Here is a 23,900-nt window from a genome sequence, read left to right on the forward strand (position 1 = left end):
ATGGGAGGCGAGGCAACAACATGAAAAGACACCTGACCACCTGGCTCCTGGCGCTGCTGGCCCTGGTCCTGCCCGTGGCCGCTGCCGCCGAGGACATCGACCTCTTCATGGGGAACAACACGGCGTCCACGGATGCGCCGAACGTGCTGATCATCCTGGACAACACGGCCAACTGGAACAACGCCTTCACCAACGAGATGGCGGCGCTGTCGTCGCTGTTCAACAGCCTGCCGGCCGACAAGTTCCGGGTCGGGATCATGATGTTCACGGAGACGGGCGGCAGCAACAGCGGCGAAGCCGGCGGCTACGTGCGTGCGGCGGTCCGCCTGCTGGACAGCGGCACCAAGGCGAAGTACGCCGCCATGATCGCGGGCTTCGACAAGAACGGCGACAAGTCGAATGGCGGCAAGGGCGCGAAGGCCATGTGGGAGGCCTACCAGTACCTCAAGGGGCTGGAGCCGCACGCCGGCAACGGCAAGGCGAAGACCGACTACGCCGGCAACACGGAGGGTTCGGCCGTCGACGACGCGGTCCATGCGCTGGCCGGCAACGCGCTGACCAGCAAGTCGGCCACGCAGTACGTCAGCCCGATCGACGCCGACAGCTGCGCCAAGAACTACATCATCTACATCAGCAACGGACCGGCGCAGGACAACAACAGCGACCTGACCGCGGCCCGCAATGCACTCGCCGCCGCCGGTGGCTCCACGGCGGAGATCCAACTGAACCCGGCGGGATCGCAGGAGAACGTGGCGGACGAATGGGCCCGCTGGATGAAGCAGAGCTCGCTGGCCGCCACGGTCTACACGATCGACATCAACAAGGAAACAACCGGCCAGGGCCCGGGCTGGACCGCGCTGCTCAAGAGCATGGCCACCCAGTCGTCGGGCAAGTACTTCGACATCACCAGCGATGGCTCCCAGATCCTGGACACCCTGAACAACATCTTCTCGGAAATCCAGTCGGTCAACAGCGTGTTCGCCTCGGTGTCGCTGCCCATCTCGGTGAACACGCAGGGTACCTTCCTGAACCAGGTGTACGTGGGCATGTTCCGTCCCGACCAGGATTCCTACCCGCGCTGGGCCGGCAACCTCAAGCAGTACAAGGTCGGCCTGAGCAGCGGTTCGCTCAAGCTGCAGGACGCCGACAGCAACCCGGCGATCAACAACCTCACCGGCTTCATCACCGAGTGCGCCCGCAGCTTCTGGACCCCGGGCGCGGTGGATACGGAGTGGGCCAGCGCGCCCAAGGGCGACTGCCTGACGATCGCCGACTCCCGGCAGTCCAACTACCCCGACGGCAACGTGGTGGAGAAGGGCGCACAGGCCTACAAGCTGCGAAGCAGCAGCACCCGGACCGTGCTGACCTGCAACAACAGCACCTGCTCCAGCATGGTCACGTTCGATGCCACCAACGTGACGCAGTCCATGCTGGGCGCAAGCTCCTCGACGGAGGCGACCGCGCTGAGGAACTGGGCGCTGGGTACCGCGACCGGCAATGCGACGGATACCGACGTCCTGAATTCGAATGGCCGGCGCCTGTCCATGCACGGCGACGTCGTGCACTCCCGGCCGGTGGCCGTCAACTTCGGCACCGACGGCTCGCCCAGCGTGATGGTGTTCTACGGTGCCAACGACGGCTACCTGCGTGCGGTGAACGGGAACCGCAGCACCAGCATCGGCACCACCGGCCAGGTGGTCAGCGCCGGCGAGGAGGCCTGGGCCTTCATGCCCAATGAGTTCGTCGGCAAGATCAAGCGGCTGTACAACAACGATCCCTCGATCAAGTATCCCGGGTCGATGATCGCCTCGGCGACCGCCAAGGAGTACGGCATGGACGGGGCGATCACCGCCTTCAACGGCAACGTCTCGGGGACCACCAAGACCTTCATCTACGCCACCATGCGGCGCGGCGGCCGCTCGATCTATGCCTTCGACGTGACCAACTCGGCCAGCACGCCGAGGTCGCCCACCTTCAAATGGCGCATCGGGTGCAGCGCCAGTGGCGACTGCTCGCCCTCCGAGCTGTCCGGCATCGGCCAGACCTGGTCGTCGGTGAAGACGTTCACGCACGCCAACTACAACAGCGGCAGCAGCCCCCTGCTGATCTTCGGCGGCGGCTACGACGCCTGCGAGGACTTCGACGGCGGCGCCAGCGGAGCCAATCACAACTGCACGTCGAGCTCCAAGGGCCACTACGTCTACGTGGTCGATGGCGATACCGGCGCCTATGTGGCCCGCTTCGACACGGGCGGGACGCGAGGCGTCATCGCCGACGTGCTGATCGTGCCGGACGGCACCGGCCATGCGCAGTACGCGTATACGGCCGACCTCGGCGGCAATGTCTATCGCGTCAATTTCCAGGGCGCGCCTGCGGCCTGGACCATGACGAAGATCGCCTCGCTGGGCTGCGATACGACAGCCTCCTGCACGGCCAACCGCAAGTTCATGTTCGAGCCCAGCGTGATCCAGAACACGGACGGCAGCTACACGCTTTTCATCGGGTCGGGCGACCGCGAGAAGCCGGTTGCCAGCTATGCCGCGGCCAAGGACGTCTCCAACCTGTTCTTCTCGTTCACCGACAAGCCGACGGACGGGGCCTGGCCGGGAACCGCGGAATGCGGGGCCAACCTCATCTGCCTGAACTCGCTGGTGGGGATCACCGGCAACAACCCGCCGTCGGCGGCGACCCTGGCTTCCAAGAAGGGCTGGTACATCAACCTGGACCCGACCGAGCAGGTGGTGACCTCGGCGGTCACGATCTTCGGCGTGGTCACGTTCAGCACCCACCAGCCCGCGACGGCCGCCTCCGCTTCGGAGACCTGCAGGGCCAACCTGGGCACCACCCGCGTCTACAACGTCAACTACAAGAACGCCGGCTCGGAGAACGGCACCAACAACCTCTACCAGGACGTGGCGGGTGACGGCCTGCCGCCCTCGGCGGTTGCGGGCCAGGTCACGCTGGACAACGGCCAGACGGTGCCGTTCTGCATCGGCTGCAGCCCCGACTCGCCGCTGGAAGTGGTGCAGAAGAGCGGGGGCGGCGGATCCACCCGGCCCAAGTCCCGGCTGTACTGGTACATCCAGAAGTGATGGCGCGCCGCTTGCCCCATTCGCCTCACCGGCAAGCCGGCTTCACGCTGGTCGAGCTGATGATCGGCATCGCCATCCTGGCGATCCTGGCCATGGTCGCGGTGCCGGCGTTCAACGAGGCGGCGATGAACAGCAAGCTGACCTCGTACGCCAACACCTTCTCCGCCAGCCTGAGGATGGCCCGCTCGGAGGCGATCAAGCGCAACGCCCCGGTGAAGATGTGTGCCTCGTCCGATGGCACCAACTGCGCCAGTACCGGTGACTGGCAGCAGGGCTGGATCGTGTTCCAGGACACCGACGACGACGGCGTGCTGGACAGCGGAGAGACCCGCTTCCTGCAGGAGCCGGCGCTCGGCGGCGACTACCTGCTGGGCGAGGGGAGCACGCCGCCCACGGCGCTCAAGTTCCTGGGCTCCGGCATGACGAGCCTGGCGGCGCAACTGGACCTGACGCTGTGCCGGGCAACGCCCGAGCCGGGTTCGAAGAAGCGGACCCTCTCCATCGACGTGACGGGCCGCGCCAAGGTGGCCTCCGAGAGCGCGACGACCTGCCCCTGACCGACCGGTCGCGAATAAGTCACACCCGGGGCGGGCAGCCGCGCACAGATCGCGGCCGCTCGGCGGCCTACCTTGCGGCGGATGTTCCCGCCGCACCGCCCCCACTCCCTGAGCACTTCGAGCCGGCGCGCGTCGCGCGGCTTTTCTCTGACCGAAACCCTGGTCACGGTCTGCATCTGCGGCACGCTGGCGAGCATTGCCGTGCCGTCCTGGCGGTCGGCCACGCACTCGATGAAGCTCACTTCGGTCGCCAACAGCTTTTCCGCCCACGTGCACCTGGCCCGCTCGGAGGCGATCAAGCGCAATGCCCGGGTCGTGCTGTGCAAGTCGGGGCAGGGCACGAGCTGCGAGACAGGGGGCAACTGGGCCCAGGGTTGGATCGTGTTCCACGACGCCAACAACAATGGCGCGGCCGACACGGGCGAACGGGTGATCGGCAGCTTTGGGGCGCTGCCGGACGGCTATCGCTTCAGCGGGAACACGCCGGTGGCTTCCTACCTCTCGTACACGGGCACCGGCACGTCGAAGACCACGTCCGGCGCCTTCCAGGCCGGTACCTTCACCCTGTGCCGCGAAGGCGACGCGCCGGCCGAAGCGCGCGAGATTGCCATCAACGCGCTGGGCCGGCCCAAGATCCGCAAGACCTCGCTCGCGAGCTGCTGAGGATCAGCGCCGGATCTCGTCGACGACCGTCTTGAACTCGTCGATGTCCTCGAAGCTGCGGTAGACGCTGGCGAAGCGCACGTAGCCCACCTTGTCGAGCTTCTTGAGTTCGCGCATCACCAGTTCGCCGAGGCGGGCACTGGGGATCTCGCGCAGGCCGAGGTTGAGCAGCTTCTCCTCGATGCGCTCGACGGCGGCGTCGACCTGCTCGGTGCTCACCGGGCGCTTGCGCAGCGCCAGGTTCATGGAGGCCCGCAGCTTGCCGCTGTCGTACTCGATGCGGCGGCCGTCCTTCTTGACCACGGCCGGGAAGCTCACCTCCGGCCGCTCGTAGGTGGTGAAGCGCTTCTCGCAGTGCGCGCACTGGCGCCGGCGCCGGATGAAGTCCCCCTCCTCGGACACGCGCGTCTCCACCACCTGGGTGTCGACGTTGCCGCAGAAGGGGCACCTCATGGCGGTCAGCCGTAGACCGGGAAGCGGCGGGTGAGGGCGCTCACCTTCTCGCGCACCGCTGCGATGTTCGCCGGGTCGCGCGGGTTGTCCAGCACGTCGGCGATCAGGTGGGCGGTCTGGCGCGCCTCCTCCTCCCGGAACCCGCGGGTGGTCATGGCCGGCGTGCCGATGCGCACGCCGCTGGTGACCATGGGCTTTTCCGGGTCGTTGGGAATCGCGTTCTTGTTGATGGTCATGTGGGCCTGGCCCAGCACCGCCTCGGCTTCCTTGCCGGTGATGCCCTTGGCGCGCAGGTCCACCAGCATGACGTGGCTTTCGGTGCGCCCGCTGACGATGCGCAGGCCTCGCTCGACCAGCGTCTCGGCCACCACCCGCGCGTTCTTCGCCACCTGCTCCTGGTAGGCCTTGAACTCGGGCGACAGGGCCTCCTTGAGGGCCACCGCCTTGGCCGCGATCACGTGCATCAGCGGGCCGCCCTGCAGGCCGGGGAAGATGGCGCTGTTGATCGCCTTCTCGTGTTCGGCCTTCATCAGGATCAGGCCGCCGCGCGGGCCGCGCAGGCTCTTGTGGGTGGTGGTGGTCACCACGTCGGCATGCGGCACCGGGTTCGGGTAGATGCCGGCGGCGATCAGGCCGGCGTAGTGCGCCATGTCCACCATGAAGATGGCGCCGATCTCGCGGGCGATGCGCGCGAAGCGCTCGAAGTCGATGCGCAGCGCGTAGGCCGAGGCGCCGGCGATGATCAGCTTGGGCCGGGTCTCGCGCGCCTTGCGCTCCATGGCCTCGTAGTCGATCGCTTCCTGCGCGTCCAGGCCGTAGCTCACCACGTTGAACCACTTGCCGCTCATGTTCAGCGCCATGCCGTGGGTGAGGTGGCCGCCTTCGGCCAGGCTCATGCCCATGATGGTGTCGCCGGGCTTCAGGAAGGCGAGGAACACCGCCTCGTTGGCCTGGGCACCGGAGTGCGGTTGGACGTTGGCCGCGTCGGCGCCGAAGAGCTGCTTGGCGCGGTCGATCGCCAGCTGCTCGGCGACGTCGACGTGTTCGCAGCCGCCGTAGTAGCGCTTGCCGGGGTAGCCCTCGGCGTACTTGTTGGTGAGCTGGGTACCCTGGGCGGCCATCACGGCCGGGGATGCGTAGTTCTCGCTGGCGATCAGCTCGATGTGCTCTTCCTGGCGGCGGTTCTCGGCGACGATCGCGGTCCAGAGCTCGGGGTCGGTTTGCTCGATGAGGATGTTGCGGTGGTACATGCGGCAGTCCTTACAGACATGGTCCCTGTGGTACACGAGGGCTGCCCAGGCGAACGGCGGATCGCGGAAAGGAGGCGGTTCGAGGCCGCGGCACATGGCGCGCGGCACGGGACGACCGGCTTCCCGCGGCACGCTCCCCGGTGGTGGCCCACGTCAGCGCGGGCGACCCGTTTTCGGGCGCCGCGCCTATCGCCAGTCGCGTGCGGGGGAAAGTGTAGCCGAGCGCCGGCTCAGAAGCCCGACAGGGCGGCGACCTTCTCGGCCTCGGAATCGGCCGCCAGGTCTGGCTTGGCACCCAGCGCGGGCGCCACGGTACGCAGGGGTGCCACGGGCGGGGGGGTGAACACGGGCACTGCGCGCCCAGCGGCCACCTGCTGCAGGCGCGCATGCTCGGCCAGGACCTTGTCGGCGTAGCCGCCATCGTCGGGCAGGTGGGCCGCGCCCACGTAGAACTTGAGGCCGGCCTGCAGCGAGCCGGCGCGCTGGATGCATTCCTGCAGCACCTTGACGCCCACCCGCAGGTTGGTCACCGGGTCGAAGGCGGCCAGCTTGCCGCCGAACACCTCGTACTTGTCGGTGTGCACGCGGGTCATCACCTGCATCAGGCCCTGGGCGCCCACCGAGCTCTGGGCGAAGGGGTTGAAGCCGGACTCGACGGCCATCACCGCCAGGATCAGGGTCGGGTCGAGCTTGGCGCGGGTGCCGGCCTCCCAGGCCTCGGCCACCAGGGCGCTGAGCGGCTCCGGGGCGACCCGGTACTTGCGCGACAGCCAGTAGGCCACCGCCGCCTGCTGCTTGGGCAGCTCCTTGGGATTGGCTGCCGTGGCGCGGTCGATGGCGCCCAGGTCGGGCACCATGCCCAGCGCGGCGACTTGCCGCTCCTGCAGCCAGCTCATCAGGCGCGTCTCGCCGGCATGCCTCAGTTCCGGGCGGGTCGCCAGGGCCGCCAGGGCGATGACGACCGCGACGCCGACGACCGCCAGGCCGTTGTGGGTGATCTCGAAAAAGCCCTGCGCGACGTCCGCGGCGAAGGTCCGCAAGGCGCGGGCTGCTTTTGCCCGCGTGGCGCGGGCCACTTTTCCTGACGCTGTCATAGCACTCCTTTCTACGCGGGGGCCGGCGGTGGGCGGCTCGGGCGAGCGGCGGGCCACCGGGCTCCTCGTTTGGATTGGTACGCCATCGGGTCGAACGGGGCTCCTTCCAAGCCTGCCGTGCTCGCCCCGACTTCGCCGGGTTCGGCAGCGATTCGGGTTTGTCCCTAGCTCAACGGCGGGGACGGCGGATTCTAGGAGTCGCCCAAATAACTAGTCAAGAATAAAAGAGTTAACATTTATGCGTATTCTTGCAAATCGAATCATGCATTTACGCCCGAAGTCCCGCTGAGTCGCGTCGGACGTGAACTGTGTCTCGCGTCGGACGCGCTCGGACGGGAGAGGGGCCGGCTGTCAATGCGGCAGCCGCAATCACGCGGGAGGGCGCCATTGAAAAGGTGCGCTTGATTTCGGCGGGAGACCCCTCTAAGTTCAAGGCACCCGAGCAATCGGGCCCTTGAACCGGGACTTCCCCGCCTCGTGCGCAGGTTCCGGTCAATCCTGGGGGCAATCTCTTGCTCCCTGTGCCGCCGGGACCATTGACCTCCCCCGGCACGCCCGACGGATGGACTTGCGCCGCCGTCAAGCCCGGCAGATGGCCCCAGGTCGCTGCCGGGCTTTCCTGTTTTGCGGGCCCGCAAGGGGCCCGGGCGAATCGCGGCGAGAATACAGCCGGCCCCCGCGCATGCGAGGGCGTGTTTTTTTCCAGACCGACCGAAGTGACCCAAGCCAGCCTCCGAACCCAAGACACCCAGGCGCTCGACGCGCTGACCGGCGGTGCCTTTTCCGCGCCCACCTCGGGCGAGCGCGCCGCGCGCCTGCGCGAATGGCTCGCCGCCAACCCCGGCGCCGAGCAGATGCAGGAAGTGTTCCGCGAGATGAGCGCCCGCGACAAGGGCGCGGCCCGCGTGCTGCGCGAGCGGCTGGACGAGATCAAGCGCGCCCGCGGCCAGGAGGCGATCGCGGCCGAGTGGGCGCAGAAGGCCCAGGCCCTGCTGGGCCAGCCTCGCCTGAACATCGCCGACGCCATGGCCTGGCAGCGCGACGCTGCCCGGGCCGGTGCGCCCCTGAGCCGCGAACCGCTGGCCGCACTGAAGACGCAGCTGGCCGACCGGGTCAAGGGCATCGAGGACCTGCAGCACCGGGTGCAGGTGCAGCGCGAGGCCGCCGTGCTGCTGGCCCAGCGCATCGAGGTGCTGTCCACCAAGCCCTGGCGCGATGCCCAGGTCGCTGTCGACGCGCTGCGCGCGGACGTACCCGAGTGGCAGGCCCAGGCCGACGCCCTGGTGGGCGATGCCAACTGGCCGAGCGTGGATTCGCGCTTCCCGCCCCTGCTCGACGCGTCGCGCGCCCAACTGCAGGTGGTCTGGGATGCGTTCCAGGCGGCGCTGGCACAGGCGGTCGCCGCCGACGCCGATCCGGCCGCCCCCCTGCCGCCGGTGCCGGTGTGGGCCGACGAACTGCGCGCCGCCCGCGGCCTGCCGGTGGAGGCCGCCCCTGTCGCGGCCAAGCCCCGGGTGGATCCGGAGCTCAAGGCCAAGGCCAACGAGGCGGTCACGGCCGCGATCGCCAAGCTGGAGCAGGAGATCGCGCAGGGCCACGGCAAGGGAACCGCCGGGGCGGCGGCGGCGCTCCGCGCCGCGCTAAAGGAGCATGCCCGGCTGGTCGACGACAAGCTGGAGAACCAGGCGCATGCGCTGCTGGCTTCGGCCGGCGAGCTGGAAGGCTGGCAGCGCTGGCGCGCCGACCAGTTGCGCCAGGAACTGGTGGCCAAGGCCGAAGCCCTGTTCGAGCCAGTGGTCCCCGCCAAGGCGCCCGCCGAGGCGCCGCCGAAAACCGGGGCGGAGCCGGTGGAAGCCGGTGAGGCGGAAGGCGCCGCGGCGACGCCGACGACAGAAGGTGTCCCTGCGGATGCCCCGGCTGCGCCGGCGGCGGATGCCGCCGCCCAGCCCGCGGCGGCCGCGGCGGCAACGCCTCAACGCAAGCCCCGCTATGGCGGTCGCAAGATGCAGGAGCAGCTGCGCGCCCTGCGCGAGCAGTGGAAGCAGGTCGACCAGGGCGGCCCGCCCAACCACGCGCTGTGGAAGCGCTTCGACGAAGCCTGCAACGAAGCCTACAAGGTGGTCGAAGCCTGGCTGGACAAGATCAAGACCGAAGCGGCCGAGAACCGGGCGCAGCGCCTCGCGCTGATCCAGGAACTGCAGGCCTGGGCCGGGCAGAACACGACCGCGGCGAACAACGACTGGAAGGGCTTCAACCGAGCCATCCACCAGTTCGAGGCGCGCTGGCGCGAGGCCGGCCACCTGAGCGAGAAGGCCTTCGCCGAGCTGCAACCCCAGTGGAAGCAGGCGATCCAGGCGGCCCAGGCGCCGCTGGCCGGCGCACAGAAGCAGAGCGTGGAGCGGCGCCACGCCATGATCGAGGAGGCCCGGGAGCTCGGTGCCGCACCGCAGTTGCGCATCGACGCCGTCAAGTCGCTGCAGCAGCGCTGGCAGGCCGAGGCGCAGGCCGTGCCGCTGGATCGCAAGCAGGAGCAGAAGCTCTGGGATGCGTTCCGCAAGCCGATCGACGACGCCTTCAACCGCAAGTCCGAGGAGCGCGAACGCGCGGCCGCTGCGCTCAGCGAGCGCGACCGCGCCGTGCTCGAGGCGTCGAAGGCGCTGGAGGCCGCCAACGCCAGCGGCGACGCGAACCGGATCCGCTCCGCGATGGCGGCGCTGGAAGCGGCCCTGAAGGGCCAGGCGCAGGCGCGGGCCGACCAGGCCCGGGTGCAGGCGGCGGATGCCGCGGCGGGCGAGGGCGCGCAAGCGGCCCCGACCCAACCGGCGACGACGGATGGCGCAGCGTCTGCCGAGCCGGGCACTGGCGAAGCGGCGGAAGGTGGCGAAGCTGCCGCGCCCGCCGAGGCGCCGGCGGCGCCCCCCAAGCCGGCGCCCAAGCCGGTGATTGCCATGCGCGGCGACGACCGCCCGGGCATGAAGCGGGCGGAGCCGCAGCCGGCCGGCCGCGGCGGCAAGTTCGGGGACCGGCGATCGGGCCCCGGCGCCGGACGGTTCGGCGATCGTGGCGGCGACCGGCCGGGGCGGGATGGCGGTCGCGGCGGGCGCTTCGGTGACCGGGCCGCGGAGGATCGCGGCCCGCGCCTGGGCGACGTGGCCTTCCGCGCCCAGCGCGATGCGCTGGAGCACGCCCAGCAGGCCCTGAGGAAGCTGGCCGCACAGGCCCACGGCGAAGCCCTGACCCAGCTGCTGGCGGCGTGGGAACAGCGTTCCGCCGAGCAGGTACCCAGCCAGAGCGAACTGGGCCGGGCGGTCACGCCCGCGATCCGCGGCGCCTGGGTCAAGGCCCTGCAAGCCGCGCCCTCGGGCGATGCGGGCGAGGCCCTGCTGCGGCTCGAGATCGCGGCCGAGGCGCCGACCCCCGCCGACCAGATCGCGGCGCGGCGGCAGTTGCAGCTGCAGTTGCTCACGCGCCGCAACGATCCCTCGCCGACCCAGACCTGGGGCGAGGACGCCGCGCGCGTGCTCGCGACCGCCCACGACGCGGGTGCGGCGCGGCGGCTGCAGAACGTGCTGAAGGTACTGCTGCGCGGCTGAAGGCGGGAGGGCTTTCAGGCGACGCCCGGACCGCCTGATTGCCCGAGGAAGAAGCCGTCGAACAACGTCACCAGCGCCGGGAACTCCTGCGCGAACCGGCTCCGGTTGACGAAGTAGGCCTCGCCGGCCACCGCGAAGAACTCGCCCGGGTTCTCGGCGCCGTACGGGTCCAGCCACGGCGGCTCGCCGCCGAAGCGCTCGGCGATGACGACCTTCTCGCGGAAGCGCTCGTATTCCGCATCGAAGACCGCATGCCACTGCCGCCGCCGTTCCGCCGGCAGGGGCGGGCAGCCGTCCGGCTGGCCGTCGCGCATGTCGATCTTGTGGATGAACTCGTGGATCACGACGTTGTAGCCCTGGTCCGCACTGCGGCCGGCGTCCTGCACGTCGGTCCAGCTGAGCATGACCGGGCCGCGCTCCATGGCCTCGCCGGCCAGCACCTCCTCCCATTCGTGCACCACGCCGGCTTCGTCCTGCGCGCTGCGCCTGGCCACCACCTGGTCGGGGTGCACGACGATGCCGACGAAGTCGTCGTACCAGTGCAGCCCCAGGTGCAGCACCGGCAGTACCGCCTGCGCGGCCACGGCCAGCGCGAGTTCGTCGGTGATCGCCAGGCCCTGGGCACCGTGGAACTCCTTGGCCTGCAGGAAGCGCGATGCCAGTTCGCGCAGGCGCGCGTCCTCGTGGCCGGGCCGCCGGGCGAGAAACGGGTAGGCGGACAGCACCTGCTGCCAGAGCGCATCGGGAATCGGAGGCGCCGCCCGGCGCCGGCGCCACCAGCCGAACATCAGTCCAGAGGCAGGCGCTGCCAGCCACCATCGGCCGCGACGCGCAGGACCTCGGCGCGCTGCGGCGACGCAGCCAGGTCCCAGTCGGTGAGCACGATCCGGCGCAGGCCGTCGCCGAGCTCGTGCTCCCGCGGACGGTGCGTGTGCCCGTGGATCAGCGCATCCGCGCCGGCCGCCCGCAGCCAGGCGCGCGCGGCTTCGGCATCCACGTCGGCATAGGCGGTGCCGGAACGCTTGCGCTCCTCGCTCTGCGCGCGCAGCGCCCGGGCCACGGCCTGGCGCTCGGCCAGCGGCCGCGCGAGGAAGTCGCGCTGCCAGCCGGGCGATCGCACCTGCGCCCGGAACCTTAGGTACTCGGCGTCCGCCAGGCAAAGCAGGTCGCCATGGCTGAGCAGCCAGCGCACGCCGCCGAACGACAGGACGGTGGGATCGGCCAGCAGGCGCACGCCGGTGCTGGCGGCGAACGCCTTGCCCACCAGGAAATCGCGATTGCCGTGCAGGAAGAAGACCGGCCGCCGTGCGCAGGCTTGCCGCAGGACGGCGGCACAGTCGGCTTCGAAGCCCGGCTCGTCGACGACGTCGTCGCCCGGCCAGGCCTCGAACAGGTCGCCGAGGATGAACACGGCGTCGGCCGGCGTGGAGGCCATGTATCGGCGCCACGCATCGAAGGTGCCGGGTTCGGCCTGCTGCAGGTGCAGGTCGGAGATGCAATCGGCGCAGCGCCAGCCGGCACCGGCCGCGAGTTCAGCGATGTCCGGCAGCGACAACGCCGCGCGCCCTCAGGCGACGACCGCCTTCTCGATCACCACGTCCTGCTGCGGCACGTCGTCGTGGAAGCCCTTGCGGCCGGTCTTCACGCCCTTGATGCGGTCCACCACGTCGGTGCCCGCGACCACCTTGCCGAAGACGGCGTAGCCCCAGCCCTGCGGATTGGGTGCCTTGTGGTTGAGGAAGTCGTTGTCGGCGACGTTGATGAAGAACTGCGCGCTGGCCGAGTGCGGGTCGTTGGTGCGCGCCATGGCGACCGTGTAGCGGTCGTTCTTCAGGCCGTTGTTGGCTTCGTTCTGGATCGGCGCGTCGGTGGGCTTCTGGTTCATGCCCGGGGCGAAGCCGCCGCCCTGGACCATGAAGCCGTCGATCACGCGGTGGAAGATGGTGCCGTCGTAGTGGCCCTTCCTCACGTACGAAAGGAAGTTCTCCACCGTCTTCGGCGCCTTGGCTTCGTCGAGTTCGAGGGTGATGACGCCGTGTCCGGCGATGTGAAGGTCGACCTTGGGGTTGGGCATGGGATATCTCCTGGTTCCTACTTCAGCACGGTGGCCGACTGGATGACGACGGGCGTGGTCGGCACGTTCTGGTGGCCGGCGCGGCTGCCCGTGGGCACGCCCTTGATCTTGTCGACCACGTCCATGCCGGAGACCACCTTGCCGAACACCGCGTAGCCGTAGCCGTCCGGCTGGGGCGCATTCAGGCCCTTGTTGTCGACGACGTTGATGAAGAACTGCGCGGTGGCGGAGTTCGGGTTGGCGGTTCGGGCCATCGCGATGGTCCCGCGGTCGTTCCTCAGTTCCGGGCGCGTTTCCAGCGGGATGGGAGTGCGGGTCGGCTTCTGCTGCATGTCCGGCTTGAAGCCGCCGCCCTGGATCATGAAGCCGTCGATCACGCGGTGGAAGATCGTGTTGTCGTAGTGGCCATCGCGCACGTACTGCAGGAAGTTCTCGACCGTCTTCGGCGCCTTGTCCGGGTAGAGCTCGAGGACGAATTCGCCGGCCGAGGTGGTGAATTTCACTCGCGGGGCGACGGCCTGGGCCCAGGCCGCGGGAGCCAGCGTGCTCAGAAGGACGAGGCCGGCGGCAGCACGGCGGGTCAGGGCAGGAATCAACCGATCACTCCTTCGTAGAAGATCTTCCACTGCGAGCCCACGCGCATCCAGTACTGGCGCTTGACGGGGCCGCTGCGGGCGCCCTCGGGCACCTCGCCGAAGGTTACCACCATGGTCTCGGCCGAGTCGGTCCAGCGCAGGAAGGAGAGGTCCTTGAGCTGCACGCCGCGGCCGCGGACGCGGCCGAGTTCGGTGCGCAACCGGGGCATCCACTCCGCCAGCTCCTTGCCGTCGGCGGAGAAGTCGCTCGCATAGAACGGCAGCAGGCGCTCGGCCACGCCGCTGGACTTGGCCGCGCGCCAGGCCGCCAGCGTCTCGGCAAACGGCCGCGCCTCGGCCTTCAGCTTCGCCGGCGCCACCCACTGGAGCGAAGGCGCGATCACCACCGGCGTGCTGCGGATCTCCACGGTGCGCAGCAGGCGCTCGAGGTCGGGGTTGGCCAGCACCACGCAGCCGTCGCTGGCCCGGGGCGGACGCGCGAACTGGGCGGGCGGCGTGCCGTGCAGCCAGATGCCGCTGCCGGTCTTGCCGCGCCGCGTGTCGTAGGGATTCGGATAGTTGATCGGCAGCGCGCCGGCGCCGTAGAAGTCCTTGAGGGTCTTGGGGTCCAGGTTGCTGGTGATGTAGTAGACCCCCAGCGGGGTGCGCAGGTCGCCTTCGACGGCCTTCTCGACGCCCTGCTTGCCGACCGAGACGTAGTAGTCGCCCAGCAGCTTCATGCCCTGCGCCGTGTTCTCGAACAGGTACAGGCGCGCGCGCGAGGTATCGATGGCGATGGCATGGCGGCTGCGCGTGGACAGCTGCAGGAACTGCGAGGGCACGGTGCCCGCCGGCGGGCGCTCCAGCAGCGCGCGGATGCGCAGCCGCGATTCCTCGCGCAGTTCCGCCAGCGGTTGCGCGCCCTGCGCCCCGGCGCCTTCCGGCACGTCGCCCAGGCTGCGCACGGGCCGCGTGCGCGAGGCGAGCAGGTCGCCGTAGACCAGTTGCGCCAGCTGGAAGTTGGGGTGCTCGCGCACCAGCGCTTCGGCGCGCGCCAGCGCCTGCCTGGCCTGGCCCGCGCCGACGAGGCGATAGACCTCGATCAGGCGCGCTTCGGCCTGGCCGTCGCGAGGCGCGGGGCGTGCGGCGACCGCGCGCGTCTTCTTGGGCTTGGCCTTGGACTTGGCGGGCGGCGCGGCCAGTGCCGAGCCGGCCAGCGCGAGCGCCCATGCGGCGCACAGCGCGGCGACACGCTGGCCGCGTAGACCCTGGAATGGAGAGCGGAGGTTCAAGACTGCAACGTCCCTTCGCCCGGCAGGTGGCCGGCCGGCGATCAGCCGACCGCTTCCCGCACGATCAGCCAGCGGTCGCCGACCTTGCGCAACTCGAGCGTCTTGTTGCCGTTGATGTTCAGGCCGTCGGCGCTGTAGGCCTGGCGGAACTTCGCGGTGGCCTTGCTGCCATCGACCTCGATGTCGAGGTCGGACAGGCGCACCGAGATGCGCGAGCGCGGGACGATGCGGCTGCGGCGCTCCTCTTCCCAGGCCTTGCGCGACTGCTTGCCCGGGGGATCGAAGTCGGGGCCGTAGGCGGCCAGGTAGGCCTGCATGTCCTTGGCGGACCAGGCCTTGGCCCAGGCCTGGACGGCGTTCTCCACGTCCCGCGACGCATCGGTGGCCGGGGCCGCTGCTGCCGGTGCCGCCGCGGGAGCCTTGGCCACGGGGGCCGGAGCCGGTGCGGGCGCAGCGGCAGGAGCAGGAGCCGGTGCAGCGGCCGGAGCGGGCGTTGCGGCCGGTGCCTTGGCCACCACGGCCGGCGCGGGGGCCGGAGCCGCGGCTCCGGGAGCCTCCGGCTTGACGCCGCGCGAGGCCGGCGCGAACAACTCGCGGATCAGGGCCAGCTTGGGCTGCACGGCCGTGTTGCCGGCGTCCAGCTGCAGCGCCTTGCTGTAGGCCTGGCTGGCCAGCTTGGCGTAGACGTCGCCCAGGTTCTCGTGCGCCGTGGCGTAGCTGGGGTTGGTGCGGATCGCCATCTCGAGCGCGGCGCGCGCCTTGTCGAACTGGCTGCTGCCGGCGTAGAGCACGGCCAGGTTGTTGTACGGTTCGGGCAGCTCCGGGTAGTCCTCGGTCAGCTTCACGAAGGCGGCGATCGCCTCCTGTGTCCTGCCCGACTCGGTCAGGACCACGCCGCGCAGGAAGCGCATCTGCGGATCGCGCGGCTTGGCGGCCAGGTACTGGTCGGCCTTGGCCAGCGCGTCCGCGTGCCGGCCATTGCGCAACAGCTGGTTGACGTCGGCGTAGTCGTCGGCCAGCGCCAGCGCGGGCGCGACAAGTGCGGCCACCAGGGCCAGCAGGCGCAGCGGGCGCGAAACGGAAAGGCGGGCGTGCGGCATGGAGCGTTCGATGAAGGCGCGGACCGGGTCGCGCGCAGGGCCTATACTGCGGGCCGATTGTACCGGGCACCTCGACGGCAAGACCCGGCCAATCGAATAGCGAACTACCTCGCGCTGCGCCCGGCGGCGCAGCAGGTTTCCCCGAACATTCCATGAGCCTGCGCATCTACAACACGCTCACGCGTGCCCTGGAGGACTTCGCTCCCCTGGAGGCCGGCCATGTGCGGATGTACGTGTGCGGCATCACCGTCTACGACCTGTGCCACGTGGGGCATGCGCGCTCCGCCGTCGCCTTCGACGTGGCGCAGCGCTGGCTCAGGGCGTCCGGGCTGCGCGTGACCTTCGTGCGCAACATCACGGACATCGACGACAAGATCATCCGCCGCGCGCTGGACAACGGCGAGCCGGTGCGCAACCTGACCGCGCGCATGATCGAGGAGATGTACCGCGACTTCGACGCGCTGGGCATCGAGCGGCCCACGCACGATCCGCGCGCCACCGACTACGTGCCGCAGATGCTGGACATCGTGCGCACGCTGGAAGGCAAGGGCCTGGCCTACCGCAGCGGCGGCGACGTGAACTTCGCGGTCCGGCGCTTCCCGGGCTACGGCAAGCTTTCGGGCAAGTCGCTGGACGAACTGCATGCCGGCGAACGCGTGGCCGTGGCGGAGGGCAAGGAGGACCCGCTGGACTTCGCCTTGTGGAAGGCCGCCAAGCCGTCCGAGCCGGCCGACGCGCAGTGGGACAGCGACTACGGCCGCGGGCGGCCGGGCTGGCACATCGAGTGCTCCGCCATGTCCTGCGCGCTGCTGGGCGAGACCTTCGACATCCACGGCGGCGGCGCCGACCTGCAGTTCCCGCACCACGAGAACGAGATCGCCCAGAGCGAGGGCGCGAACGGCAAGCCGCTGGCCCGCTTCTGGATGCACAACGGCTTCGTCAACATCGACAACGAGAAGATGTCCAAGTCGCTGGGCAACTTCTTCACCATCCGCGACGTGCTGAAGAAGTTCGACCCCGAGACGGTGCGCTTCTTCATCGTGCGGGCGCACTACCGCAGTCCGCTGAACTACAGCGACGTCCACCTGGATGACGCGCGCGGCGCGCTGCGGCGCCTGTACACCGCGCTGGCCTCGGTGCCGGCGCAGGTGCCGGCGGCCATCGACTGGTCGGAGCCGCACGCTGCCCGCTTCAAGGCGGCCATGGACAACGACTTCGGCACGCCGGAGGCGGTCGCGGTGCTGTTCGACCTGGCCGCCGAGGTCAACCGCGGCAAGTCGGCGACGACGGCGGGTTTGCTGAAGGCGCTGGGCGGCACGCTGGGCCTGTTGCAGGGAGACCCGCAGGCCTTCCTGCGCAGCGGCGCGACGCTGGACGAGGACACGATCCGCCAGCGCATCGCCGAGCGTGCTGCGGCCAAGCAGGCGAAGAACTTCGCCGAGGCGGACCGCATCCGGGCCGACCTGCTGCAGCAGGGCATCGTGCTGAAGGACTCGCCGACCGGCACCACCTGGGAGGCCGCGAGTTGAGCGACGCCACCGGTTCCCCGGTCGAATTCGCGCGCCCCGGCTACTGGGCCGACGCGTGCAAGCACCTGTCGCGCAAGGACAGGGTGATGAAGCGGCTGATCCCGCAGTTCGGCGACGCCTGCCTGCAGTCGCGCGGGGATGCCTTCACCACGCTGGCTCGCAGCATCGTGGGCCAGCAGATCTCGGTGAAGGCGGCGCAGACCGTGTGGGACCGCTTCGCCCGGCTGCCCCGGCGCATGACCGCGGCCAACGTGCTCAAGCTCAAGGTGGACGACATGCAGGCGGCCGGCCTGTCGGCGCGCAAGATCGAGTACCTGGTCGACCTGGCGCTGCATTTCGACTCCGGGGCCATCCACGTCGGCGCCTGGGAGACCATGGACGACGACGCCGTCATCGCCGAGTTGGTGGGCATCCGCGGCATCGGCCGCTGGACGGCGGAGATGTTCCTGATCTTCCACCTGATGCGGCCCAACGTCTTGCCGCTGGACGACATCGGCCTGATCAACGGCATCAGCCGCAACTACTTCTCCGGCGACCCGGTCAGCCGCAGCGACGCACGCGAGGTGGCGCAGGCCTGGGAGCCCTTCTGCAGCGTGGCCACTTGGTATATTTGGCGCTCGCTCGACCCGCTGCCCGTGGAATATTGACGGGCCACAAACAGCAGAGACACAGGACCCAGAACTTGGCCAAGAAAACCTTCCTGGATTTCGAGCAACCCATCGCCGAACTGGAAAGCAAGATCGACGAGCTGCGCTACGTGCAGACCGAGTCGGCGGTCGACATCTCAGGCGAGATCGACCAGCTCTCGCGCAAGAGCCAGCAGCTCACCAAGGACATCTACAGCCAGCTCACCCCCTGGCAGATCACCAAGATCGCGCGCCACCCCGAGCGTCCCTACACGCTGGACTACGTCGGCGAGATCTTCACCGGCTTCATCGAACTGCACGGCGACCGCCACTTCGCCGACGACCAGTCCATCGTCGGCGGGCTGGCGCGCTTCAACGGCAATGCCTGCATGGTGATCGGCCACCAGAAGGGTCGCGACACCAAGGAGCGCGCCGCACGCAACTTCGGCATGAGCCGGCCGGAGGGCTACCGCAAGGCCCTGCGGCTGATGAAGACGGCCGAGAAGTTCAAGCTGCCGGTGTTCACCTTCGTCGACACGCCCGGCGCCTTCCCGGGCATCGACGCCGAGGAGCGCGGCCAGTCCGAGGCGATCGGCCGCAACATCTACGAGATGGCCCAGCTCGAGGTGCCGATCATCACCACCATCATCGGCGAGGGCGGCTCCGGCGGCGCGCTCGCGATCGCGGTCGCCGACCAGGTGCTGATGCTGCAGTACTCGATCTATTCGGTGATCAGCCCGGAAGGCTGTGCGTCCATCCTCTGGAAGACCTCGGAGAAGGCCCAGGAGGCGGCGGACGCCATGGGCATCACCGCGCACCGGCTCAAGGCCATGGGGCTGGTCGACAAGATCGTCAACGAGCCGGTCGGCGGCGCGCATCGCGACCACAAGCAGATGGCCGCGTTCCTCAAGCGCGCGCTCAACGACGCCTGGCGCCAGGTGGCCGACCTCAAGACGCGCGAGCTGCTGGACCGGCGCTACGAGCGGCTGCAAGGGTATGGCCGCTTCACCGACACCAAGGCCGACTCCCGCTGAGGCGGCCGACCAGCTCCTCCTGGCGCCGCTAAGCGCGCTGGATCCGCCCCTTCCCCTGGGCGTCGCCTACAGCGGCGGCGCCGATTCGTCCGCCTTGCTGCGGGCCGCGGCGCGTTGCTGGCCGGGCCAGGTGCAGGCCATCCACGTGCACCACGGGCTGCAGGTGGCCGCGGACGCCTTCACCGAGCACTGCCGGCGCACCTGCGACGAGCTTGGTGTCGCGCTGCACGTGCGGCATGTCGATGCGCGCCACCGGGCCGGGGACAGCCCCGAGGACGCCGCGCGGGTTGCGCGCTACCGCGCGCTGGCCGAGGCGGCGCGCGAAGCCGGGCTGGCCTGCGTGCTGCTGGCCCAGCATGCCGACGACCAGGCCGAGACCCTGCTGCTGGCGCTCTCGCGCGGTGCCGGGCTGCCGGGGTTGGCGGCCATGCCGGCGCGCTTCGAGCGCCATGGCATGGTGTTCCTGCGCCCGTGGCTGCAAGTGCCGGGCGTGCGACTGCGGGAATGGCTGGGCGGGCAGGGCGCCGTCTTCGTCGACGACCCGAGCAACGCCGACACCGGCTACACGCGCAACCGCATCCGGCACCAGCTGTTGCCGGCGCTGGAGCAGGCCTTCCCGTCGTTTCGAGACACCTTCGCCCGCTCGGCCCGCCATGCCGCGCAGGCCCAGGTGCTGCTCGACGAAGTGGCCGCCGCCGACCTGGCCGCGATGGGCGGCGAGCCGGTGATCGCGCGCGTGCAGGCGCATTCCCGCGCGCGCCAGGCCAACCTGTTGCGCCACTGGCTGCGCAGCCGCCACGGCACGACGGCGAGCGCCGCCCAGATGGAGGAACTGCTCGACCAGGTGGCCGATTGCACGACCCGCGGACACCGCCTGCGGATCAAGGTGGGGACGGGCTTTGTGGTGCGCGACGGCACCGTGCTGCGGCTCTCGCCGCAGGGAGACCTCCCTGCGGGCAGCGCTGGCGCGGCTGAGCCGCCGACCCGGCGCCGCTAGAATCCCGGGTTTTCCCCAAGCGGCGCACCCGGCGTACAGCCCGCGGCTCCGCTTCCTTCGTCGCACCTTCCATGGCATTGATCGTTCACAAGTACGGCGGCACGTCGATGGGCTCGACCGAGCGCATCCGCAACGTCGCGAAGCGGGTCGCCAAGTGGGCGCGGGCCGGCCACCAGATGGTGGTGGTGCCCAGCGCCATGAGCGGCGAGACCAACCGGCTGCTCGGGCTGGCGAAGGAACTGGCACCGGCCCAGCCGACCGACGCCTACCTGCGCGAGCTGGACATGCTGGGCTCCACCGGCGAGCAGGTCTCGGTCGGCCTGCTGTCGATCGCGCTGCAGGCCGAAGGCGTGCAGGCCGTCAGCTATGCCGGCTGGCAGGTGCCGATCCGCACCAGCAACGCCTACACCAAGGCCCGCATCGACTCGATCGACGACCGCCGCGTGCGCGCCGACCTCGACGCCGGCAAGGTGGTGATCATCACCGGCTTCCAGGGCGTGGACCCGGACGGCAACATCACCACGCTGGGCCGCGGCGGCAGCGATACCTCGGCGGTGGCCATCGCGGCGGCGATGAAGGCCGCCGAATGCCTGATCTACACCGACGTCGACGGCGTCTACACCACCGACCCGCGCGTGGTGCCGGAGGCGCGCCGCTTGCGCAGCGTGAGCTTCGAGGAGATGCTGGAGATGGCGTCGCTCGGCTCCAAGGTGCTGCAGATCCGCTCGGTCGAGTTCGCCGGCAAGTACAAGGTGCCGCTGCGCGTGCTGTCGAGTTTCACCCCCTGGGACATCCCGCTCGAGGAAGAGGCCAAGTCCGGCACCCTGATCACTTTCGAGGAAGACGAACAAATGGAAAAAGCCGTCGTTTCCGGCATCGCCTTCAACCGCGACGAGGCCAAGGTGTCGATCCTGGGCGTGCCCGACCGGCCGGGCATCGCCTACAACATCCTGGGCGCCGTGGCGGGCGCCAACATCGAGGTCGACGTCATCATCCAGAACATCTCCAAGGACGGCAAGACCGACTTCAGCTTCACCGTGAACCGCAACGACTATGCGCGCACGATGGACCTGCTCAAGACCAAGGTGCTGCCCACGCTGGGCACCGACCGGCTGGAGGGCGACACCCGCATCTGCAAGGTGAGCATCGTCGGCATCGGCATGCGCAGCCACGTCGGCGTGGCCAGCAAGATGTTCCGCGCCCTGTCCGAGGAAGGCATCAACATCCAGATGATCTCCACCAGCGAGATCAAGACCTCGGTGGTGATCGACGAGAAGTACATGGAACTGGCGGTGCGCGCGCTGCACCGCGCCTTCGACCTCGACACGCCGCCGGCCTGAGCGCGGACCGCCGGCCTGAACGGGCCATGGCGCGCCAATGGAAGAGTGCATGCTTGGGGCATAATTGCCCCTCGCTGGAGACGTGACCGAGAGGCCGAAGGTGCTCCCCTGCTAAGGGAGTATGCGGTGTAGAGCCGCATCGAGGGTTCGAATCCCTCCGTCTCCGCCAGCGACAGCAAGCCCGCCCCTGGCGGGCTTCGCTCTTTGGCAGCCACCCGGCTGCGCCGGACCGATCGGAAGCGCCATGGCCGACACGCACGTCTTTCACCGCCACCTGCACCACCTGCCGCCCGTCGCCGTCTCGGGCCAGGGCGTGTGGATCACCGACCGGGAAGGCCGCCGCTACCTCGACGCCTCCGGTGGCGCGGCGGTGTCCTGCCTGGGGCACGGTCATCCCGACGTGCTGGCGGCCATGCACGCGCAGACCGACCAGCTGGCCTATGCGCACACCAGCTTCTTCACCACCGACGTGGCCGAGGAGCTGGCGCACGAGCTGGTCCGCACCGCCCCGGCCGGCACCAGCCATGCCTATTTCGTCAGCGGCGGCTCAGAGGCGGTCGAGGCGGCGCTGAAGATGGCGCGGCAGTACTTCCTCGAGATCGGGCAGCCGCAGCGCAGCCATTTCATCGCCCGGCGGCAGAGCTACCACGGCAACACGCTGGGCGCGCTGGCGGTGGGCGGCAATGCCTGGCGGCGCGAGCCCTTCGCCCCCATCCTGATGCCGGCCACGCACGTGTCGCCGTGCTATCCGTATCGCGAGCTGCAGGCCGGCGAGACGCCCGAGCAGTACGGCCAGCGGCTGGCGCGCGAGCTGGAAGCAGCGATCCTGCGCATCGGCCCGGACCAGGTCATCGCCTTCATTGCCGAGACGGTGGGCGGCGCCACGGCCGGCGTGCTGACGCCGGTGCCCGGCTACTTCAAGGCCGTGCGGGAGGTCTGCGACCGCCACGGCGTGCTGCTGATCCTGGACGAGGTCATGTGCGGCATGGGCCGCACGGGCACGCTGCACGCCTGCGAGCAGGAGGGCGTGGTGCCCGACCTGATCACCATTGCCAAGGGTCTGGGCGGCGGCTACCAGCCGATCGGCGCCGTGCTGGCCCAGCGGCGCATCGTCGAGGCGATGTCCGGCGGCTCCGGCTTCTTCCAGCACGGCCACACCTACCTCGGCCATCCGGTGGCTTGCGCGGCCGCGCTGGCCGTGCAGCAGGTGATCGCACGCGACGGGTTGCTCGAGCAGGTGCGCCGTCGCGGCGAGTTCCTGCACGGCCTGCTGCAGGAGACCTTGGGCGCGCACCCGCACGTGGGCGACATCCGCGGCCGGGGCCTGTTCTGGGGCGTCGAGCTGGTGCGCGAACGCGACAGCAAGACACCGTTCGATCCGGCGCTCAAGTTGCATGCGCGACTCAAGAAGCAGGCCATGGCACACGGCTTGATGGTTTACCCGATGGGCGGCACGGTGGACGGCCACTATGGTGATCACGTTTTGCTGGCACCCCCTTTCATCGCCAGTGAATCCGAGTTGGGTCTCGTCGCGCAACGGCTGCAAGCCGCGCTCGAGGCCGCGATCGCTTCCATCTGAAAACCAACCACAAGGAGCCATCCCCATGCGTCTGAAGAACCTGGTCCCGACACTGGCCGGCTGCGCGGCCGTGACGGCGGCGCTGTTCAGCGCCCCCGCCATCGCGCAGCAGAAGTTCGTCACCATCGGCACCGGTGGCGTCACCGGCGTGTACTACGCCGCGGGCGGCGCCATCTGCCGGCTGGTCAACAAGGACCGCGCCAAGCACGGCATCCGCTGCTCGGTCGAATCCACCGGCGGCTCGGTGTTCAACGTCAACACCATCAAGGCCGGCGAGCTCGACCTCGGCTTCGCCCAGAGCGACGTGCAGTTCAACGCCTACAAGGGCGTGACGCAGTTCAAGGATGCGGGCGCCTACGGCGACTTGCGCGCGGTGTTCTCGGTGCACCCGGAGCCGTTCACCGTGGTGGCGCGCAAGGAAGTGAACGCCAAGACCCTGAACGACCTCAAGGGCAAGCGCTTCAACGTCGGCAACCCCGGCTCGGGCACGCGCGCCTCGATGGAGGAGCTGATGGCCGCCATGGGCTGGAAGATGAGCGACTTTTCGCTCGCCTCCGAACTCAAGGCCGACGAGCACGGCCCGGCCCTGTGCGACGGCAAGATCGACGGCTTCTTCTATGCCGTTGGCCACCCGAGCGCCAACATCCAGGACCCGACCACCACCTGCGGCGCCAAGCTGGTCTCGATCACGGGTCCGGCGGTCGACAAGCTGGTGGCTGACAAGCCGTACTACGCCAAGGCGACCATCCCGGGCGGCCTGTACCCGAACAACCCCGACCCGACGCAGACCTACGGCGTGCTGGCCACGGTGGTCGCGTCCGCCAAGACCCCGGCCGACACGGTCTACCAGATGGTCAAGGCGGTGTTCGACAACTTCGAGGAGTTCAAGAAGCTGCACCCGGCGCTGGCGCACCTGAAGCCGGAGAACATGGTCAAGGACGGCCTGTCCGCCCCGCTGCACGAGGGCGCGGTGCGCTACTACAAGGAAAAGGGCTGGGTCCAGTAAGGATCGCGCCCCACGCGGACAAGGGCGAAGGGCACTTCGCCCTTTT

At 69.6% G+C, this 23,900-nt stretch carries 20 protein-coding genes and 1 tRNA gene; 12 read left to right on the forward strand and 9 right to left on the reverse strand.

Features of this window, described 5'->3' with window-relative positions; translation table 11 throughout:
* The first annotated feature begins 20 nt into the window (after positions 1–20).
* The 3 genes from VEC03_RS12425 to VEC03_RS12435 all read left to right on the forward strand — a co-directional run bounded on the left by VEC03_RS12425 (position 21) and on the right by VEC03_RS12435 (position 4,312).
* Positions 21–3,092 (forward strand): pilus assembly protein, encoded by a 3,072-nt coding sequence (locus VEC03_RS12425; RefSeq protein WP_324915633.1) that lies wholly within the window; start codon positions 21–23, stop codon positions 3,090–3,092.
* Complete coding sequence (locus VEC03_RS12430; RefSeq protein WP_324915635.1) at positions 3,092–3,649, forward strand: GspH/FimT family pseudopilin; 558 nt, start codon at positions 3,092–3,094, stop codon at positions 3,647–3,649. Before VEC03_RS12425 ends, VEC03_RS12430 begins: the two co-directional genes overlap by 1 nt.
* Positions 3,650–3,880: 231 nt before the next feature.
* On the forward strand, positions 3,881–4,312 hold the full coding sequence (locus VEC03_RS12435) for a GspH/FimT family protein (RefSeq protein WP_324915637.1): 432 nt from the start codon (positions 3,881–3,883) through the stop codon (positions 4,310–4,312).
* A 3-nt stretch (positions 4,313–4,315) separates the two neighbouring features.
* Here the strand turns inward: VEC03_RS12435 and nrdR are convergent, their stop codons facing one another.
* The 3 genes from nrdR to VEC03_RS12450 all read right to left on the reverse strand — a co-directional run bounded on the left by nrdR (position 4,316) and on the right by VEC03_RS12450 (position 7,109).
* The gene (nrdR, locus tag VEC03_RS12440) at positions 4,316–4,765 is read right to left on the reverse strand and encodes a transcriptional regulator NrdR (protein WP_324915639.1); all 450 of its coding nucleotides are present in this window, start codon (positions 4,763–4,765) and stop codon (positions 4,316–4,318) included.
* Between the two features lie 5 nt (positions 4,766–4,770).
* A complete protein-coding gene (glyA, locus tag VEC03_RS12445) occupies positions 4,771–6,015 on the reverse strand; it encodes a serine hydroxymethyltransferase (RefSeq protein ID WP_324915641.1) in 1,245 nt (414 codons plus the stop codon).
* A gap of 230 nt (positions 6,016–6,245) precedes the next feature.
* On the reverse strand, positions 6,246–7,109 hold the full coding sequence (locus tag VEC03_RS12450; RefSeq protein WP_414708492.1) for a lytic transglycosylase domain-containing protein: 864 nt from the start codon (positions 7,107–7,109) through the stop codon (positions 6,246–6,248).
* A 716-nt stretch (positions 7,110–7,825) separates the two neighbouring features.
* Here VEC03_RS12450 and VEC03_RS12455 point away from each other — a divergent pair.
* Positions 7,826–10,702 (forward strand): DUF349 domain-containing protein, encoded by a 2,877-nt coding sequence (locus tag VEC03_RS12455; protein ID WP_324915645.1) that lies wholly within the window; start codon positions 7,826–7,828, stop codon positions 10,700–10,702.
* A 14-nt stretch (positions 10,703–10,716) separates the two neighbouring features.
* Here the strand turns inward: VEC03_RS12455 and VEC03_RS12460 are convergent, their stop codons facing one another.
* Genes VEC03_RS12460 through VEC03_RS12485 form a run of 6 tightly spaced genes read right to left on the reverse strand, consistent with a single transcriptional unit; the run spans position 10,717 to position 15,743 of the window.
* Positions 10,717–11,490: a M90 family metallopeptidase gene (locus tag VEC03_RS12460; protein WP_324915647.1), complete on the reverse strand. Its 774-nt coding sequence runs from the start codon at positions 11,488–11,490 to the stop codon at positions 10,717–10,719.
* Positions 11,490–12,257, reverse strand: coding sequence for a UDP-2,3-diacylglucosamine diphosphatase (locus VEC03_RS12465; RefSeq protein ID WP_324915649.1), 768 nt, complete (start codon positions 12,255–12,257; stop codon positions 11,490–11,492). Before VEC03_RS12465 ends, VEC03_RS12460 begins: the two co-directional genes overlap by 1 nt.
* A gap of 12 nt (positions 12,258–12,269) precedes the next feature.
* Positions 12,270–12,776 carry a peptidylprolyl isomerase gene (locus tag VEC03_RS12470; RefSeq protein ID WP_324915651.1) on the reverse strand — a complete coding sequence of 169 codons (507 nt, stop codon included), beginning with the start codon at positions 12,774–12,776 and terminating at the stop codon, positions 12,270–12,272.
* Positions 12,777–12,793: 17 nt separating this feature from the next.
* Positions 12,794–13,369 carry a peptidylprolyl isomerase gene (locus VEC03_RS12475; protein WP_414708494.1) on the reverse strand — a complete coding sequence of 192 codons (576 nt, stop codon included), beginning with the start codon at positions 13,367–13,369 and terminating at the stop codon, positions 12,794–12,796.
* Positions 13,369–14,643 carry a L,D-transpeptidase gene (locus VEC03_RS12480; protein ID WP_324915655.1) on the reverse strand — a complete coding sequence of 425 codons (1,275 nt, stop codon included), beginning with the start codon at positions 14,641–14,643 and terminating at the stop codon, positions 13,369–13,371. Before VEC03_RS12480 ends, VEC03_RS12475 begins: the two co-directional genes overlap by 1 nt.
* A gap of 41 nt (positions 14,644–14,684) precedes the next feature.
* Positions 14,685–15,743 (reverse strand): tetratricopeptide repeat protein, encoded by a 1,059-nt coding sequence (locus tag VEC03_RS12485; RefSeq protein WP_324915657.1) that lies wholly within the window; start codon positions 15,741–15,743, stop codon positions 14,685–14,687.
* Positions 15,744–15,895: 152 nt separating this feature from the next.
* Here VEC03_RS12485 and cysS point away from each other — a divergent pair, with 152 nt between their 5' ends.
* The 8 genes from cysS to VEC03_RS12525 all read left to right on the forward strand — a co-directional run bounded on the left by cysS (position 15,896) and on the right by VEC03_RS12525 (position 23,854).
* Positions 15,896–17,272: a cysteine--tRNA ligase gene (cysS, locus tag VEC03_RS12490; RefSeq protein WP_324915659.1), complete on the forward strand. Its 1,377-nt coding sequence runs from the start codon at positions 15,896–15,898 to the stop codon at positions 17,270–17,272.
* The gene (locus VEC03_RS12495) at positions 17,269–17,919 is read left to right on the forward strand and encodes a DNA-3-methyladenine glycosylase 2 family protein (RefSeq protein WP_324915661.1); all 651 of its coding nucleotides are present in this window, start codon (positions 17,269–17,271) and stop codon (positions 17,917–17,919) included. Before cysS ends, VEC03_RS12495 begins: the two co-directional genes overlap by 4 nt.
* 35 nt (positions 17,920–17,954) lie before the next feature.
* On the forward strand, positions 17,955–18,932 hold the full coding sequence (locus VEC03_RS12500; protein ID WP_324915663.1) for an acetyl-CoA carboxylase carboxyltransferase subunit alpha: 978 nt from the start codon (positions 17,955–17,957) through the stop codon (positions 18,930–18,932).
* Positions 18,895–19,929 carry a tRNA lysidine(34) synthetase TilS gene (gene tilS / locus VEC03_RS12505; protein ID WP_324915665.1) on the forward strand — a complete coding sequence of 345 codons (1,035 nt, stop codon included), beginning with the start codon at positions 18,895–18,897 and terminating at the stop codon, positions 19,927–19,929. Before VEC03_RS12500 ends, tilS begins: the two co-directional genes overlap by 38 nt.
* Before the next feature lie 71 nt (positions 19,930–20,000).
* Entirely contained in the window at positions 20,001–21,269 is a 1,269-nt protein-coding gene (locus VEC03_RS12510) for an aspartate kinase (protein WP_324915667.1), read from the forward strand.
* 76 nt (positions 21,270–21,345) lie between these two features.
* Positions 21,346–21,438: transfer RNA gene (locus VEC03_RS12515), tRNA-Ser, on the forward strand.
* Positions 21,439–21,513: 75 nt separating this feature from the next.
* Positions 21,514–22,848 carry an aspartate aminotransferase family protein gene (locus VEC03_RS12520; protein WP_324915669.1) on the forward strand — a complete coding sequence of 445 codons (1,335 nt, stop codon included), beginning with the start codon at positions 21,514–21,516 and terminating at the stop codon, positions 22,846–22,848.
* Between the two features lie 25 nt (positions 22,849–22,873).
* The gene (locus VEC03_RS12525; protein ID WP_324915670.1) at positions 22,874–23,854 is read left to right on the forward strand and encodes a TAXI family TRAP transporter solute-binding subunit; all 981 of its coding nucleotides are present in this window, start codon (positions 22,874–22,876) and stop codon (positions 23,852–23,854) included.
* The last annotated feature ends 46 nt before the right edge of the window (positions 23,855–23,900 follow it).

This window comes from Ramlibacter sp., from assembly GCF_035627355.1.
Taxonomy (GTDB): domain Bacteria; phylum Pseudomonadota; class Gammaproteobacteria; order Burkholderiales; family Burkholderiaceae_C; genus Ramlibacter.